The 16,730-nt window shown below is 55.7% G+C and carries 16 protein-coding genes; 10 read left to right on the top strand and 6 right to left on the bottom strand.

Translation table 11 applies throughout. The features are described 5' to 3' along the window. Positions 1-106: 106 nt before the first annotated feature. From potA to KO499_RS14020, 9 genes are all read left to right on the top strand, one after another. Positions 107-1,228: a spermidine/putrescine ABC transporter ATP-binding protein PotA gene (gene potA / locus KO499_RS14060; protein WP_215984382.1), complete on the top strand. Its 1,122-nt coding sequence runs from the start codon at positions 107-109 to the stop codon at positions 1,226-1,228. Further along, entirely contained in the window at positions 1,221-2,078 is an 858-nt protein-coding gene (gene potB, locus KO499_RS14055) for a spermidine/putrescine ABC transporter permease PotB (protein WP_215984381.1), read from the top strand. The genes potA and potB overlap by 8 nt, the downstream gene beginning before the upstream one ends. Beyond that, positions 2,078-2,848 carry a spermidine/putrescine ABC transporter permease PotC gene (gene potC, locus KO499_RS14050; protein WP_215984380.1) on the top strand — a complete coding sequence of 257 codons (771 nt, stop codon included), beginning with the start codon at positions 2,078-2,080 and terminating at the stop codon, positions 2,846-2,848. The genes potB and potC overlap by 1 nt, the downstream gene beginning before the upstream one ends. Further along, positions 2,845-3,885, top strand: coding sequence for an extracellular solute-binding protein (locus KO499_RS14045; RefSeq protein WP_215984379.1), 1,041 nt, complete (start codon positions 2,845-2,847; stop codon positions 3,883-3,885). Before potC ends, KO499_RS14045 begins: the two co-directional genes overlap by 4 nt. A gap of 152 nt (positions 3,886-4,037) precedes the next feature. Next, positions 4,038-5,123: an extracellular solute-binding protein gene (locus KO499_RS14040; RefSeq protein ID WP_215984378.1), complete on the top strand. Its 1,086-nt coding sequence runs from the start codon at positions 4,038-4,040 to the stop codon at positions 5,121-5,123. A gap of 5 nt (positions 5,124-5,128) precedes the next feature. Continuing rightward, positions 5,129-6,223, top strand: a complete 1,095-nt coding sequence (locus tag KO499_RS14035) for an ABC transporter ATP-binding protein (protein WP_215984377.1) — start codon at positions 5,129-5,131, stop codon at positions 6,221-6,223. Beyond that, positions 6,220-7,080 (top strand): ABC transporter permease, encoded by an 861-nt coding sequence (locus KO499_RS14030; protein WP_215984376.1) that lies wholly within the window; start codon positions 6,220-6,222, stop codon positions 7,078-7,080. The genes KO499_RS14035 and KO499_RS14030 overlap by 4 nt, the downstream gene beginning before the upstream one ends. A 4-nt stretch (positions 7,081-7,084) precedes the next feature. Next, positions 7,085-7,936, top strand: a complete 852-nt coding sequence (locus tag KO499_RS14025; RefSeq protein ID WP_215984375.1) for an ABC transporter permease — start codon at positions 7,085-7,087, stop codon at positions 7,934-7,936. Between the two features lie 94 nt (positions 7,937-8,030). Continuing rightward, on the top strand, positions 8,031-10,292 hold the full coding sequence (locus KO499_RS14020; protein WP_215984374.1) for a GGDEF domain-containing protein: 2,262 nt from the start codon (positions 8,031-8,033) through the stop codon (positions 10,290-10,292). A gap of 4 nt (positions 10,293-10,296) precedes the next feature. On the opposite strand, the gene KO499_RS14015 is transcribed toward KO499_RS14020, so the two are convergent. From KO499_RS14015 to KO499_RS13990, 6 genes are all read right to left on the bottom strand, one after another. Next, positions 10,297-10,740 carry a universal stress protein gene (locus tag KO499_RS14015; protein ID WP_215984373.1) on the bottom strand — a complete coding sequence of 148 codons (444 nt, stop codon included), beginning with the start codon at positions 10,738-10,740 and terminating at the stop codon, positions 10,297-10,299. A 30-nt stretch (positions 10,741-10,770) separates the two neighbouring features. Beyond that, positions 10,771-12,057, bottom strand: coding sequence for a TRAP transporter large permease (locus tag KO499_RS14010; protein ID WP_215984372.1), 1,287 nt, complete (start codon positions 12,055-12,057; stop codon positions 10,771-10,773). Between the two features lie 35 nt (positions 12,058-12,092). Further along, positions 12,093-12,686: a TRAP transporter small permease gene (locus tag KO499_RS14005; protein WP_215984371.1), complete on the bottom strand. Its 594-nt coding sequence runs from the start codon at positions 12,684-12,686 to the stop codon at positions 12,093-12,095. A gap of 107 nt (positions 12,687-12,793) precedes the next feature. Next, on the bottom strand, positions 12,794-13,822 hold the full coding sequence (dctP, locus tag KO499_RS14000; protein ID WP_215984370.1) for a TRAP transporter substrate-binding protein DctP: 1,029 nt from the start codon (positions 13,820-13,822) through the stop codon (positions 12,794-12,796). A gap of 140 nt (positions 13,823-13,962) precedes the next feature. Beyond that, positions 13,963-14,502 (bottom strand): YqiA/YcfP family alpha/beta fold hydrolase, encoded by a 540-nt coding sequence (locus KO499_RS13995; RefSeq protein WP_215984369.1) that lies wholly within the window; start codon positions 14,500-14,502, stop codon positions 13,963-13,965. 100 nt (positions 14,503-14,602) lie between these two features. Then, on the bottom strand, positions 14,603-15,595 hold the full coding sequence (locus KO499_RS13990) for an LLM class flavin-dependent oxidoreductase (protein ID WP_215984368.1): 993 nt from the start codon (positions 15,593-15,595) through the stop codon (positions 14,603-14,605). A gap of 252 nt (positions 15,596-15,847) precedes the next feature. On the opposite strand from KO499_RS13990, the gene KO499_RS13985 reads away from it, so the two are divergent. Continuing rightward, positions 15,848-16,726 carry a hypothetical protein gene (locus tag KO499_RS13985; protein ID WP_215984367.1) on the top strand — a complete coding sequence of 293 codons (879 nt, stop codon included), beginning with the start codon at positions 15,848-15,850 and terminating at the stop codon, positions 16,724-16,726. The last annotated feature ends 4 nt before the right edge of the window (positions 16,727-16,730 follow it).

Genomic DNA, 16,730 nt, shown 5'->3' with positions numbered 1-16,730 from the left:
AGCGCCATATCAGACGAGAGGCACCGGGGCTGGATAAACTCCGGTGCCTCTTTCTGTTTGTGTCGGTTTCTGGAAAAATAGGCCGCTCATTCTTTGGGCAGCGCCGATGAAACAGACACTGCTATCTCTGACCAATCTTTCCAAGCAATTCGGTGGCAAAACAGTACTTGACGGTCTGGATCTTGAGATCTTCGACGGCGAGTTCATTACTCTGTTGGGGCCGTCAGGTTGCGGTAAAACCACTTTGTTGCGCCTGATGGCAGGTTTTGAACATCCTGACGAGGGTAAGATCACCCTGGCGGGCGATGATCTCACGCACACCGCCCCGGAACACCGGCCACTGAATACCGTATTTCAGCATTACGCCTTGTTTCCCCATATGTCGGTATTCGACAACGTGGCTTATGGCCTGAAAATGGAGAAGCGTCCCAAAGACGAGATTCGTCAGCGTGTCGATGAAGCGCTTGCCATGGTTCAGTTGCAGGATTTCGCCCGTCGTAAACCCCATCAGCTTTCCGGTGGGCAGCAGCAACGGGTTGCGATTGCCCGTGCCGTGGTCAAACGGCCGCGTCTGTTGCTGCTGGATGAACCACTGTCTGCTCTGGACTACAAGCTGCGCCGAACCATGCAGGTAGAGCTCAAACGACTGCAGCGGGAGCTGGGGATCACCTTTGTTTTCGTGACCCACGATCAGGAAGAGGCGCTGTCGATGTCCGATCGTGTGGTTGTGCTCAAAGATGGCCTGGTACAGCAATTGGGAACACCCCGGGAGGTCTATGAGCGGCCGGCCAATCTGTTTACGGCCCGTTTTGTGGGCGAGACCAACTTTTTTCCGGGAACGGTGGATTCGGTTCAGGATGGTTTTATTTCGGTGGATGTTTTTGGGCTCAAACGAACCCTGCGCCGTCCGGATTTCCCTGTGCACGAAAAGCAGAGTTTGCACGTGCTGCTTCGACCGGAGGATATCCGGGTTCTGGAACCGGATAATGCGCAGGGTGTTGCAGGCAAGGTTGTCGAACGCAACTATAAAGGGAGTACTCTGGATTCGGTGATCAATCTCGACGACGGCACCGAAGTTCTGGCCAGTGAATTTTTTGACGAGGATGACCCTGCCTTTGATTATCGGCTCGGAGAACCGGTCAAAGTGAGCTGGGTTGATGGCTGGGAGTGGCTGCTTCCCCAGGAAGCCGGCCAGGGTGGCGACGCGGATCTGTCGACCGATGCGTAGCGTTATGCAGCAGCCGTTCAAAACGGCTGTCCTGATCCTGGTCTGGGGCTGGCTGTTGTTCCTGGTGTTGGCACCGAACCTGCTGGTGGTGGGTGCCAGTGTGATGACCCGGGATCCGGTTTCGTTTCTGTCCCTGCCCCTGAATCTTGATGCCTATGGGCAGCTGTTTGATCCCCTGTACCTGGAAGTATTCCTGCACTCGTTGTACATGGCCGGAATGACTACCCTGGTATGCCTGCTGATTGGCTATCCTTTTGCCTGGGCGTTGTCCAGGGTGGGCAGGCAGAGGCAACTGATATTGATCTTTCTTCTGATCGTACCCTTCTGGACCAACTCCCTGGTGCGGACGTACGCTCTCAAGCTGATCCTGGCCACCAACGGTTTGCTCAACAGCGCGTTAATGTCGGTGGGGCTGATCGACGAGCCTCTGCAGCTGCTCTATACCGAAGGGGCGGTCATTATTGGTCTGGTGTATCTGTTGCTGCCGTTCATGATCCTGCCGCTGTATTCGGTGTTCGAGGATCTCAAGCAGGAAATTCTGCTGGCCTCCCATGATCTGGGTGCCGGCCGGTTGTCCACCTTTGTTCATGTGATTGTTCCACTTACGTTGCCGGGCGTTCTGGCTGGTGTGATGCTGGTTTTGCTACCAGCCATGGGGCTCTTTTTTGTCCCGGATATTCTCGGTGGTTCCCGCAATCTGCTGGTGGGGAATGTCATCAAGAACCAGTTCCTCGATGCCCGTAACTGGCCCTTTGGTGCTGCGGCCAGCATCGTTCTCACGGTGACCATGGCGCTACTTATATTTGCGCACCGGTTGAGCAAGCAGCGTATCGGCGAAGAGGGCGCGTGATGACTCAATGGCTACCCCGCACCTACCTGACCCTCATCTACATCCTGCTTTATGTGCCTGTCGTGGTGCTCGTGGTGTTCTCGTTCAATGAATCGCGTACAGGCTATGCCTGGGGTGGGCTCAGCCTGCGCTGGTATGAGGCGCTTTTCAATAACCGGGCCATGGTAAACGCCATCTGGAATTCCCTTTGGCTTGCCCTGTCTGCGGCAACTGTGTCTACAGTGATTGGCGCCCTGACGGCTTTGGCTCTGCATCGTTACAGGTTTCGAGGCAAAAAACTGCTCAACGGAATGCTGTTTGTGGTGATGATGTCACCGGAGATTGTGCTGGCCATTTCGCTACTGGCCCTGTTTCTGCTGGTGGGGTTGCAGCTCGGGTACGTATCCCTGCTGTTGGCCCATGTAACTTTTTGCCTGCCCTTTGTGGTAATCACGGTGCTGGCCCGTTTAAGCGGCTTTGACGATAGCCTGCCTGAAGCGGCACGGGACCTTGGTGCTTCGGATTTTACCATGACCCGAACCGTGCTGATTCCGGTGATCATGCCGGCGTTGCTGGCAGGCTGGCTGCTGGGGTTTACCCTGTCACTCGATGATGTCGTGGTCAGTACCTTCGTCAGCGGGCCCAGTTACGAAATCCTTCCTTTACGCATCTACTCGATGGTGCGTGTGGGTCTGAAGCCGGAAGTGAATGCCCTGGGCGCACTGTTGCTCGTGTTTTCACTGGTTATGCTGATGTTGTCTCAATGGATTCTGATAAGGAGTAAACGATGAAGAAACTGGCACTGGCCGGCATGCTGGCAGTGGGATTAACGGGTTGCAGTTCCGAGGAACCTCAGGTTCTCAACCTCTATAACTGGTCAGAGTACATGCCCCAGGAAGTGCTTGACCGGTTTACCGAGGAAACCGGCGTTCAGGTGGTCTACACCACCTATGATAGCAACGAAGCGATGTATGCCCGTCTGAAGCTGCTGGATGACAGCGCAGCCTATGACCTTGCGGTGCCGTCAACATACTATGTCAGCAAGATGCGTCAGGAAGGCCTGCTGCTGCCGATTGATCGCAGCAAAATCGAGGGCTTCGATAACCTGGATCCGGAGCTGGTCAATCTGGATATCGATCCCGAGAACAAATTCTCGGTTCCCTATCTCTGGGGCACTACCGGTCTGGCGGTCGACGCTTCTGATATCGAAGGTGAACCTGTGACGGCCTGGGAGGATCTTTGGGACGATCGCTTTGATGGCAGGGTAATGCTCACTAACGACATGCGGGAAGTCTTTCACGTTGGCCTGCGGGTGCTGGGATACTCTGGGAACAGTACCAACCCGGATGAAATCGAAGCAGCCTATGAAAAGCTCTCCGAGCTGATGCCTTCGGTACGCACCTTTAACTCGGATGCACCTCGCATGCCGTACCTTGAAGGCGAGACTGATGTCGGCATGATCTGGAACGGTGAGGCGGTGATGGCCAAGGACACGATGGCGTCTCTTGACTACGTCTATCCGGAGGAAGGCATCATCGCCTGGCTCGACAGCTTCGTGATTCCAAAGAACGCCAAAAACCCTGAAGCCGCCCATCAGTTCATCAGTTTTGTGCTCCAGCCTGAGATTTCCGCACTGATCAGCGAGGAAATCGGGTATGCCACACCGAACCTGGCGGCGCGGGCACTTCTGCCGGACGAAGTCGCGAACAACCGGGCAAGCTATCCGAATGCCACGGATATGATCAACGCGGAGTTTCAGACCGACATTGGTGACGACGCTCTGCAGGTATATGCCAAATACTGGGAAATGCTGAAGTCCGGGCGTTAAATGCTCTGGTACTTCATGGCATGAGTGAATACGGAGGCTGCGGTCTCCGTTTTTTTTGACCGGGGTTTCACAAAACTGTAATACATGGTGTATAACTTTCTGATAACCAATGGTTAGCAAACTTCTGAACTTGCCATCAGTAAGGACACGTTATGATCAAGCCCTCACGTTTGATACGGAACCACGCATTGTTGCTGTCTGCAGCGCTTGCCACTGCAGGCTTCTCGGGGAGCGCTCTGGCTGAAGAGCTGCGCCTGATCACCTGGGGTGGCTATGCCCCGGACGATGTTGTTGCCCAGTTTGAGGAAGAAACCGGCATCGATGTGCAGGTCACGCTGTCCAACAACGAAGATATGATTTCCAAACTTCGTGCCACCGGTGGTGCCGGGTTTGATCTGGCCCAACCGAGCCAGGACCGCATCGTTGGTGTCCAGCGCCAGTTCAATATTTATAAGCCCATCGATTTCAGTCGCGTGAACACGGATCAGCTGCAGTCATCGATGGTCAAGGCCACTCAGGATTCCACCGAGCTGGATGGCAAGTATTACGGGGTACCCTCGGTTTGGGGTACCAGCGGTCTGATTGTCCACAATGATGTGGCGGATACGGTGACCGACTACACCGATCTTTGTGACGCCGGCGTTGAAGGCCAGGTCAGCTATCGACTCAAGCGGCCAACCCTGATCGGCTTTGCCTTCGCTATGGGCATGGATCCGTTTGCGGCCTATTCTGATCGCGATGCCTACCAGGACATCATGACAAAAGTGGAAAGCAAACTGATTGACTGCAAGAGCAATGTGAAAACCTACTGGACCGGTGGTGATCAATTGCTGTCTCTGCTGCGCACAGGTGAGGTGAAAGCGGCTATGGCGTGGGATGCCGGTGGCTGGAAGCTGAATGCCGAGAACCCTGATATCGGATTTGTTGCTCCGGAATCCGGAGCACTGGGTTGGATTGATACCTTCGCCATCCCCCGTCGCAGTGAGAATGAAGAGGCCGCCTACAAATGGATCAATTTTGTAATGCAGCCGGAAATTGCCGCCCGTATCACCAATGCGTCGGGCAACTTTACCGCCTCCAAGGGTGCGGACGAGTTTGTGAAGGCGGATCTGCGGGACGCCTATCGAGACAGTTTCAATGACGCTGCGATCAGTAATATCAAATGGTATCCGCCGGTGCCGCCGGGACTGGAAACCATGGAAGGGCAGGTGCTGGACCGCGTCCAGGCAGCGAACTGATTCATATGGGAATGGATTCAGACCTTTTTTGTGAGGGGTTGGTCCGCCGTTTTGGCAATAATGCCGCGGTGGATCATGTATCCTTTGACGTGCCTGCGGGCACGTTTTTCTCCATTCTGGGCCCCTCAGGCTGCGGCAAGACGACCCTTTTACGAATGCTGGCCGGATTCGATAAACCTGACGACGGGAATATCCATATTCGCGGGCAGCGCATGAACGATGTGCCTCCGAACCACCGGCCGGTGAATATGGTCTTTCAGCATCTGGCCCTGTTTCCCACCATGTCCGTGGGTGACAATATCGGGTACGGCCTGAAGCGGCGCAAGATTCCGCTGGCAGAGCGCCGGAAGCGAACCGCACGGGTACTGGAACAGGTTGGCCTGCCAGATCTTGAACACCGTAACCCACAGGAGTTATCCGGTGGCCAGCGGCAGCGGGTGGCTCTGGCTCGCTGCCTGGTGCTGGAGCCCACGCTCCTGCTGCTGGATGAACCCCTCGGCGCCCTCGACCTGAAACTCCGTGAGCAGATGAAGGTGGAACTCAAACACCTCCAGAAGCAGTTCGGGACCACCTTCGTGTATATCACCCATGACCAATCGGAAGCCATGGTGATGTCGGATCAGGTCGCCGTCATGCGGGATGGCCGGTTTGATCAGGTGGCGCCGCCGGAGGAGCTATACCGGGAGCCGGAAACCCCCTTTGTGGCCGGCTTTGTTGGCGACAATAATCGCCTTTCGGGGGAGTTGTTGGCCGTTAGGGACAATCTGGCGGACGTTCGCCTGGATGACGGTACCCTGGTCCAGGGCAGGGTGGCATCGGACAATCTGAAGCGTGGTCAGAGAGCCGAGCTCTACATCCGTCCTGAGTCGCTCGTGCTCTCGGGGGATGCCCTCAATTCGGGTTATTCGGCGATGCAGGCCACTGTGCGTACCACTCTGTTTGACGGCGCCAATAGCCGGGTCGAGGCAGAGTGTGGCGGTCAGCCAGTCTATGCCCGGCTGCCGCAGGATGGGTCGGCGCCGAGACTGTCTGCCGATTCATCAATCCGGCTGGCCTGGAACCCGACTCTTGCCAGGGTCTTTGGAGCCGACAGCCTGTGAAGTCGTCTGTCAGCCGTTTATCTCTCTGGTTGTTGCTCACACCTTTCCTGCTATGGATCGTGTTGCTGGTGCTCTTGCCTCATCTGCAGATGCTCCGGGTCTCGTTCCAGGTCCGGGAAAGCTGGGACACCATTGCCTGGGGGGTTGAGCAGTATCAGAACTTCTTCACCGAGTCCTACTACTGGCGAACGTTTGTCCGTACCGGGGTGATGTCACTGTTCACCACCTTCCTGACCCTGCTGATTGCCTTCCCCATTGCCTGGTACATTGCCCGCCTTGCGCGCGGCCGGTCAAAGGGAATTCTGTTTCTGGCCTGTCTGATTCCTTTCTGGGCCAGTGAGTTAGTGCGTACTTACGGCTGGATGATTCTGTTGCGCGAGAGCGGCCTGTTCAGTTCCTGGCTTCAGGCTCTTGGTTGGGCGGATGGCCCCGTGGAGATGCTCTACAACGATGTCGCGGTGATCGTCGGGCTGGTCTACAACGGGCTCTTGTTCATGGTGGTTCCGCTGGTTACAACCCTGGACGGTATGGATGAGAACCTTGTCGAGGCTGGCTATGATCTGGGCGGTGGGCACGGAACGGTGCTGCGCGAGATTGTCGTTCCCTGGGCGATGCCGGGCATCGTGTCTGGCTGTATTGTTGTGTTCATGCTGACCCTCGGCAGCTACCTGACGCCAATATTGATGGGCGGCAAGGACAGCGCCTGGTTTACTGAACAGATATTCACGCAGTTCATCACCCGCTTCAACTGGGAGCAGGGCGCGGCACTTGGCGTTCTGTTACTGGTGCTGTCTTCGGTTATTGTCTGGTTGGGGCTGAAGATCTCAGGCCAGTCGTTGCGTAAGGTCATGGGGTGAGATCATGATTCGCTCGGTTCCCCGGTCCCGCCTGTTTGATGGTTTATATCTGGCCTATCTGGTGGCATTTTTTGTTTACCTGGCGCTGCCCCTTCTGGTTACGGCGGTTTTTGCGTTCAACGATGCGCCGTTTCCCTCCCTGCCCTGGAAGGGCTTTTCTCTGGACTGGTTCTTTGCCGATGGCAGTGAAGGGCGCACCGGACTGTTCCATGATGATGGCCTTCTTACTGCACTCTGGGTCAGTGGCAAGATCGCCTTCTGGGTGACACTGGTAAGCGTGGCTCTGGGGTGCGTCAATGCCGTTCTGTTTGAACGGGTGCAGTTTCGTGGCAAGGAATTTCTGTATCTGTTTATGTTGCTGCCGCTGGTGATTCCCGGTGTCATTTTGGGGGTGTCCATTCTGGTGTTCTACAGTGGCATGGCCAATGATGTGTCCGCGGCCTGGGGCATCGAACTGGATCTGTTCCGGCCTGGTATGACCCTGGTGGTGATGGGGCAGGTAGCCTTCATCGCGACCCTGAGCACCTTGGTGATCGCCGCCCGTCTGAGAAAATTTGACCCCCAACTGGAAGAAGCTGCTCTGAATCTGGGCGCTACGCCACTGGTGGCATGGTTTACCGTTACGTTGCCTTGGCTTTTGCCATCCATTTTCGGAGCCGCTGCCATGGCATTTCTGATGTCCTTTGAGAACTTCAATACCACCGTTATGCTCACGGGCAGTGATACGCCCTTGACGGTGGCCCTGTTCAACCGCCTTCGGGAGGGGTCAACGCCTGTGCTCAACGCGGTGGCGCTTATGCTGATGGTCGGTTCTGCCTTGTTGGCACTGCTGGTGATGGGGCGTTCTTCACGCTGACCGGGTGGCGCCGCGATGACATGAGTGTCCGGAATTCCCGGGGACTGGGCTATAATCAGATCTGGTTTCACAAAAACGCAGGTTTCCCATTCTGATGCCGCTGATTAGCCTGCTACGTCTGCTTACAGTGCTGTTTCTGGCACTTGCAACTCCAGCGCTGGCCCATGGCACATCGCAGCCAGTAACTCAGGGATGGGAGTATCGCTGGGGTGATTCGCCCTTCAATGCCGCTGGGGTGCCAGAATGGGTGTTGGAGGAAGCGCCCGAAAAATGGAGAAGCATTGGTTTTCCCTCCAATCCACCCGGCCGGGATGGCCGTGAAAATATCTGGTTTCGGGTAACTCTTCCTGTTGGCGATTGGCAAGAACCGGTCCTGTACATTTTCAGCGTTGATCTGATCGTCCAGGTCTGGGTCGATGGCGAAAACATATACCAGTACGGAGCGTTCGATAACCAGGGGCGGGGCAAGTTTGAAGGCTGGCCCTGGCATAGTGTTGTGTTGCCAGAGAATTACCGGGGCAAGCCAGTGTATTTCCGGGTGTTCTCCAACTATACGGACATCGGCCTATGGGGTGAAATCTCCATTATGGATCACCCCGATCTCGTAGTGTATGTCCTGAGAAATTCCCTGGAAGCCCTGGTGATCGCAGGGTTTGCCACGTTGATTGCCTTGCTGTCTGTGATTTTTGCGCTGCTGCAGACAGAAAAGAGAACCTTTGCCAGCCTCTCCCTGTTCACCATCGCCTCCGCTTTGATGCTGGTTTCCGAAAGCCAGGCGAGTTTGCTGATTGCCTACAAGCCCTTGATGTGGGACTTCCTCGCCGCAGGCTCCTATTACGTGCTTCCGGTGGCCATGGCCCTGTTGCTGGAACAATGGTTGGCCAGTCATCGCCCCTGGGTGATCAACCTGATCTGGAAAGTCCATCTTGTGTACCTGGCTGGGGCAATGCTTGGCGCCCTGACTGGCGTGTTTGATTTATCGTCGACGTTTCCGCCCTTTGATGCCTTGTTTCTCGCCTCTCTGATCATCATCTTTGCCGTGGTGCTGCGCAGTATCCGTCTTATGCTGCTGGAACAGAAGATTCTGTTCCTGGCTTTCGGTTTTTTCTGTGCGCTGTTGATTGCGGATATGGCCGTGGCTCACGGGGTGATTCCCTGGATGCGGGTTCCTGTCAGTTGGGGGATGCTGCTTTTTTCTCTGGCAGTGGTGATTATTTCATTGTGGCACTACGCGCGGACACAAGAGGCACTCAAGCGATTGAACGTGTCACTGGAAGAACAGGTTGCTGAACGTACCGAGAAAGCCGAGGCTCTGGCTCGCCGCGAGCAGTCCAGGGTACGGATGCTGACCTTTGAAAACGAGAAGAACCGTATTCTGAGCGATGTGATAACCGAGTTGCAGGACTGCCTGGGACTCACGCAGGCCTTCACGTTGCTGGTCAGGGCGTTTCCGCATCTTTGCAGCCCTCTTGAGGGCGCATTTTATCTGCGGAGCCCGGATGACCGGTACTATCGGGAGTCAATCTGGGGGTTCGACAGCCCGACTTCGCTACCTGAATTGTTGGAGGTCAGCGCTGGCCTCCCCACACCCTCGAAACTGCCGGAACTCAAACCGTGGCAGGGTACTGAAGGCGAAGCGCAAGACATTGATTGTGGCACTCTGTGTTTCTGGCTGACGGTGGAATCCGCCAGCGAAGGCAATGTTACCGAGGGTATTTTGCTGCTAGAGGGTGGTGACGTCTTCGGAAAGGTAGCGTCCGAGTATAGTGCGGCACGCTTGTTTTCGGTACTGGAACAGGCAGTTCAAAGAATCAGTATCACGCTCTCAAGCATTGCTCTTCGGGAAGAGCTGCATAAGTTTTCCTACGAGGATGCTCTCACCGGATTGAAAAACCGTCGCTACTTCGATCAGCTGTTTCAGCATGAAGGTGCGGTTGCACAGCGCAACGGCTTGCCGCTTTCATTGCTGATCGTCGACATCGATCACTTCAAGCGGTTCAATGATACTCACGGTCATGAAGCCGGGGATCATGCCCTGAAGATAGTTGCGGGCATTCTCCAGAAGGCATTCCGGGAGAGTGACATTGTATGCCGGTATGGCGGTGAAGAATTTGTAGCTGTTATGCCGGGAGCGGCATCGGATGCCGCCAGGGACAAAGCCAACCAGCTCTGTGCCGCAGTCAGGGAGGTGCCGATTGTCTATCGGGGTCGGGATCTTGGGGTGTTGACGGTTTCTGTGGGTGTTGCCAGCTGGGCTGGCAGTGACGAGGAGCCGATACAGATCCTGACGTTGGCCGACAAGGCGCTCTATCGCGCCAAGGAAGCCGGCCGCAATCGGGTCGAACCGTCCGATTAGACGGTCATACCACCAGAACCGGGCATTTGGCGTGGGTTGCCACCCGGTGGGAAACACTTCCGAGGAACATACCGTCCTTGTCGCTATTGGTGCCTTTGGTGCCTACGACGATCAGGTCTGCTTCCTTCTCCTGAGCAAACTTTATGATCACCTTGGAAGGCTTGCCGGCTTTAACAAAGCCCCGCACCTTGGTAGCGCCATGGTCTTTTGCCACTTCCTTGGCGTGATTGACGACACCCTTCGCATACTCTGAAAGTACCTTGTCGGGAATATCCATATCTGCGGGCCGCCCGATCGAGAGTGACGCCTCGAACAGGCTGTGGTGCTTGTATACGCAGATAATAAAAATCTCGACGTCAGGAATAAGTTTCTGAAGATCAATGGCCTTGTCCAGCGCCTTGAGTGACGTTTTGGAGCCGTCCACCGCGACCAGGATTCTTTTAAACATGGTTTTCTCCTTAAGATTCCGGTCCGTTCATCAATCTCTGAAGGCCACGTCACGCAGGAACAGGGCGATGTCCGGGAAGGCGATAATCAGGCCTGCTGCTGCAATAAGCATGAAGATAAACGGTGGCGTTCCTCTGATCACTTCAAGGTAAGGACGTTTGAAGATGGCTATTGCCGTGAATATGTCGCAGCCGAATGGTGGCGTGGCGGAACCAATAGCCACCTGCAGGGTGATCAGTACCCCGACCAGAACAGGATCGAGCCCGGTGGATTCGATGGCCGGTGCAAAGATCGGTGTCAGCACCAGAATGACCACAATGGGGTCTACGAACATACAGGCGATGAAAAAAGCAACACAGATCGCGACCAATACCCCGACCGGGCCGGCTTCATTTACGCCAACCGCCTCGAGAATTGCCTGAGGAATCTGGGCAAAGGAAATGATCCAGGAAAACCCGTTGCCGACGGCAACGAGAATAAACACCACCGCGGTAATCAGGCCCGTTGATTTGGCAATCTTGTAGATATCGTTCAGTTTCAGGGAACGGAAAACGACGAACTCCAGCAAGAACGCATAGAGTACGCACACCGCGGCTGCTTCGGTAGGGCTGAAGATGCCGCCGTAGATGCCGCCAACGATAATCACAGGGAACATCAGAGGCCAGAGAGCGTCTCTGACAGACAGAGCCCGTTGTCCCCAGGTCGCCTTTTCCTCGGTCGGCACGTCATTCTTGTAGGCGTAGATCAGGCAGTAGATCGAAAACATGACCAGAATCATGAGGCCGGGCCCGACACCGGCGATGAACAGCTCTGCAATGGAGGTCTCCGAAATGACCCCGTAGATAATCATGCCGATGCTGGGAGGAATCAGGAAGGCGATATCACTGGCGTTGATAATCAGTGCCAGGGTAAAGGGATCCGAGTAGCCTGCTTTCAGCATTTTGGGGCGTAGCGGAGAGCCCACAGCCACAACGGTAGCCTGAGTTGAACCGGAAACCGCGCCAAACAGAGTACAGGAAGTGGCGGTACTGATAGCAAGGCCGCCCTTCACATGGCCGATGAAGGCCATAACCATATTGATCAGCCGGTCGGCAGACTGGCCACGGGTCATGATGTCCGCGGCAAGAATAAACATGGGAACAGCAATCAGGGAGGCGGGTCGGATGCCGCCCATCATTTGCTGGATGAACGTGCCCATCTGGCCGAAGCCATCAAACATCATTACAAATCCGACCACAGCGCCAGTGATCAGCGGAACCATCATCGGGAAGCCCAGCAGCAGCAACCCGATCATGATCAACATCATTATAGTTGCCATGATTTCTTATCCTTCCTTAACGTCAGCTGCAGGGTTCATACTTCCGATTCAGTATCCGCGTAGCCGTCCACGACCCCGGTCGAGAGGTACACGTCCTTGCTGGTGAAATTCTTGATGGCCGTCAGGAAATACTGAATGCCGGTAATGGCAAAGCCGACCGGTGCCCAGATATAGATCCACCAGATTTCAAAGCCCAGAGCTGGCAGGATACGGCCCCGACTGTGCAGGGTCTGGATGTACTCGAAGGAGTAATAACAGAGAAATAGCATGACCACGGACGTGAACAGGGCGATGAAAATCATCAGCACCTTCCGTCCCTTGGTCGGTACGGCATCGTAGATGGCGGACATTCGTATATGTCGGCCGTGCCGGGCGGCATACCCGATACCTGCGAACGTAATCAGGATGATCAGGATTCGATTGATTTCGCCGGAAAAGAACAGGCCTTCGCCAAACACGAAGCGGGCAATGACGTTCACGCAGGTGTTCACGGCCATGAGAATGACGCCCATCGCCAGCATGACAGCTTCAACCTTGCTGATCCAGACGTCGATTGTTCCCAGAAATCCGGGCAGGCCGGACTCGTAGATGCCGGTATCGTCTTCAAGATCCGGAGAATTCTCGGACATGGGGTCTGCTCCAGAGAATGTCGCTCCCGACCGGTAGGAAGCAGCGGCGGGGCGGGATTAGCACAACGTCCCGCCGGCAGGTGCCGGCGGGAGAGGTGACTTCAGTTTCAGTTTTTCTGAACGTTTTCCAGGTCTTCCTTGAACTGGTTCAACAGTTCTTCACCGCTTTCGCCAGTCATTTCGATGAACTTCTCTTCCACCTGAGGCGCACGGGCCTTGAACGCTTCGATCTGCTCGTCATTCAGGCGAGTAACCGTAACGTCATCGCTGGCTTTCTGGATTTTGGCGAGGGCTTCATCGGCCAGTCCGTCAATGTGAACAATGATTTCTTCAAATGCGAAGTCAGCCGCATCCTGAACCAGCTTCTTGTCTTCGTCTGACAGGCCGCTGTAGAAATCCTGGTTGGCCATCATGGCTGTGGTGAACCAGCCGTGTTTGGTGAAAACAAGGTTCGGGGAGACTTCATACAAGCCGCCGGACTCGATCCAGAAGATCGGGTTTTCCTGGCCCTGGATCATATTGGTTTGCAGGGCACCGTATACTTCGCCCCAGGGCAGCGGGGTCGGTGTAGCGCCAAAGGCCGAGTAGGTTTCAGACAGAAGTGGGTTGGTCATGACCCGGATTTTCTTGTTGCTGAAGTCCGCAGGCTCGGTAACGGGCTCGTCAACCGTAACAACCATTTCCCCTTCCGGGTACATCTTCAGAAGCTCAAGACCTTTCTCGGAGTATAGCTCGGGGAAGTCTTCGTTGATTGCATCACTGGACCGGAAGAACTCGATAACCGTATCCATGTCAGTGGGCATGAGGTAGGGGATAAAGAAAATCTGGGCTTCCGGGATCAGAGAGCCGGTAAAGCCGGGAGACTGGTTAACAAAGTTCAGGATGCCAGCCTGGGTCTGTTCCATGATGTCATCAGATTCGCCCAACTCGCCGAAGCGGTATACCTGCAGGGTGTGATCGGAATTTTCCTCGATGTATTCCTTGAACTTGTATGCGAACACATCCTGAACGTCACCTTCATACTCTTCGTGGGCATACCGCCAGTTAGCGGCATTCACGGAGTTTGCTGCGGTCATGGCCGCAAATGCGAACGCTGAAATTCCGGCCAGTTTCTTGACCTTACTCATCCTGCTCATCGGGTTTTCTCCGTTCGTTTTTTTCATGAAGTGTATTGTTTCGTTATTAAAGACTGGCAAAACAAAGTGGTTTTCGCAAGAAAATGGCCAAAACAATAACGGCAGGAGTGGCGTTTTCCGGGTTTTGCAAGTTCATGAAATTATGGTCTATTCATGTTCGCAAGGCAGGTTTGGAGAAAAATCCGGAACTCGCTGACAACCCGTTCGAGGCTGTTTTCCAGTCGGTGACCGTCGGGAAGGATCAGGATCGGAAGGCCCTGTTCGCGCGCCAGATCGAGCACAGGAATCACCGGCACCACGTCGTCATCCCAACCGTGGATGATCTGACAGTGCCGAGCCCGGATGAGCGGACTGGATTGCGGGTATCTGGCCATTGCCAGGGCTGGCGCCAGCATAAAACAGCCCAGGGTCGGGGTTTCGGTGCTTGTCTGGGCACACACCCAGCCCCCCATGCTGGAGCCGGCAAGAATGGTCTTGCCCGGGCTGGCATCGTATTTCGTCATGGCCTCGCGCATCTGTGCAAGACGGGTAGCAGGATCTTTGGTGCTTCGGTGGTCAATCGCATGGGCCTGAACGTTCGCGAAGCGTTCGGCCTCCTGTTTCATCGCCTGAACTTTGGTGCTGCCAGGCCCGCTTTCCAGGCCGTGTGAGAGAAAAACGTGAATCGGGGAATCAGTCATTAGGCCGTTGGCTCCCGTTCTGAAGACTGTTGTCCCCGAATGATGGGCAGCCGTACCGATTCTGTCCAGCGCGCCGAATTCGGCGTGCTGGAAAAGGCCACTACGAGGTTCTGGTCTGATTCAGGATGTCCAGGGCGTGTCGGCGTTTGCCGGGGTCGTAGATATCGACGGTGAACATCAGCTCATCAATCTCAACGGTTGAGAGAATCTGTTCAAGCTGTTCCCGCAGGGAAGCCGCATCGCCCAGTAACTGCAACCCGAGAAAATCCTTTACGCTGGCTTGCTCGCCGGCATTCCACAGGCCTTCCATTGAATGTACCGGAGGTTTCATCCAGAGCGGCTGGCCCCGGAACAATGCGAGGATACGCTGGTAGCTGGTTGTCGCCAGATACCTTGCCTCTGCCATGGAGTCGGCCGGAACGGCCGGTAGTGCCAGCATGGAGTAGGGGGTTTGGAGCTGTTCCGAGGGCTGGAAACTGTCTCGATAGACTCTCAGTGCCTCCCGGTACAACCGTGGTGCGAAGTGTCCTGCAAAGGCGTAGGGCAGACCCCGCACGGCGGCAAGCTGAGCGCTGTAGAGGCTTGAGCCCAATAGCCAGATGGGCACGTTTGTGTCAGCTCCGGGAATGGCTTTGATGGGCTGGCCGGGCTGAAGCGGGCCGAGCAATGACTGCAGTCGGGCTATCTCTTCCGGGAACTGTTCCGCGCCCAGACCATCCCGCCTGAGGGCTCGGGCAGTTACAGGATCTGTGCCGGGTGCCCGGCCCAGGCCAAGATCAATGCGTCCCGGATACAGGCTTTCCAGGGTTCCGAACTGTTCGGCAATGACCAGTGGCGGATGGTTGGGCAGCATGACACCGCCGGAACCGACCCGGATAGTCTCTGTTTGGCCTGCGATATGCCCGACAAGGAGTGAGGTGGCGGAGCTGCTGATGCCTTCCATATTGTGATGCTCGGCCAGCCAGAACCGTTTGAAACCAAGCCTTTCAGCCCGTTGGGCATAGGCCACGCTATTGGCCAGCGTGGTGCCTACCGAGTCGCCCTCGCGAACAGAGGCCAGTTCGAGAAGTGAGTATTCAGGACAGTCAGGCATGGAGCTCCCGGTGCAAAAGTGGAATGCGCGAGGTAGCAAACATGGTGTCGGCAGGCGCCTGTTTCAAGATGAGCCGGAACCGGGTTCAGAGATCGATCCCGATCAGCGGATTATGCGGTTTCAAGCGGCCGGTGCAAATACCGACGATTCTCATGGCGTTGGGGTGCTCAGTTCAGTGGCAGGCGCGCATTCGTGTGATTTCTGCGATAGCATTTACGGCCCCTTCAGCCTTCATGTTTTTCGAGTGTTGTCATGCGACTGATCCTGAGCCGAAAGGGATTCGATTCTTCTGCCGGCGGTTGTCCCAGTCCGGTTTTAACGGATGGGTCCCTGTGTGTATTGCCCATTCCGGACCCTCAGTCCCGAATCCGCTATGACGATGTTCTTTTCAAAAACCGCAGATTGGGCAAGATCGTCAGGGATCTTACGGGGGGGCGGATTCGTGGCCGGCATGGTGCGCACCTGGATCCGGACCTGGTGGCTGATGCCTATCCGCGTGAAGCAGGTTGGCGGCCGGTATTGGGTCAGACCGGTGCTGCACAGGGGCATCTTCGGAATCAGGGGGTTGCGGCGGGTGACCTGTTTCTGTTTTTCGGGGTGTTCAGACACGCCGAAATGCATGATCGCTGCTGGCGGTTTGTGCCTGGATCACGTCCTTTCCATGCCATTTGGGGCTGGCTGCATGTTGGTGGTGTTCATGCCATTGACCAGCTGCCACCGGATGCCTTGCCGTGGGCGAGGTATCATCCACACTTCCACGGCCAACCGGACACCGGCAACACGCTCTATGAGTCTTCTTCTGGCGGCCAGTGGCCTGTCGGAACGCACATCTTCCCTGGAAGTGGTGTTTTTCCGAAGCTCCGGGATGATCTGATACTGTCCGATCCGCAAAGCCGCCTGCCCACCCGGTGGCGCCTGCCCTCGGCGTTCTATCCCGGTGAAGATCGTCAGCCCCTGAGTTATCACGGCAACCAGAACCGTTGGGCTCTGAGCGAGCCATGTTGCTATCTGAACTGCGCCGCCCGGGGCCAGGAATTCGTGCTCGACCTGAAGGCCTATCCTGACCTGACTGACTGGCTCGCCGGTTTGCTCAGAGTCGGGCGGGCCGATGAGAAACTCGCCGGTTATTGATCTG

The organism is Marinobacter sp. F3R08 (genome assembly GCF_018860425.1).
Lineage (GTDB): Bacteria > Pseudomonadota > Gammaproteobacteria > Pseudomonadales > Oleiphilaceae > Marinobacter.
The sequence above is the reverse complement of the archived record's forward strand: the minus strand, read 5'-3'. Positions and strand labels throughout refer to the sequence as shown.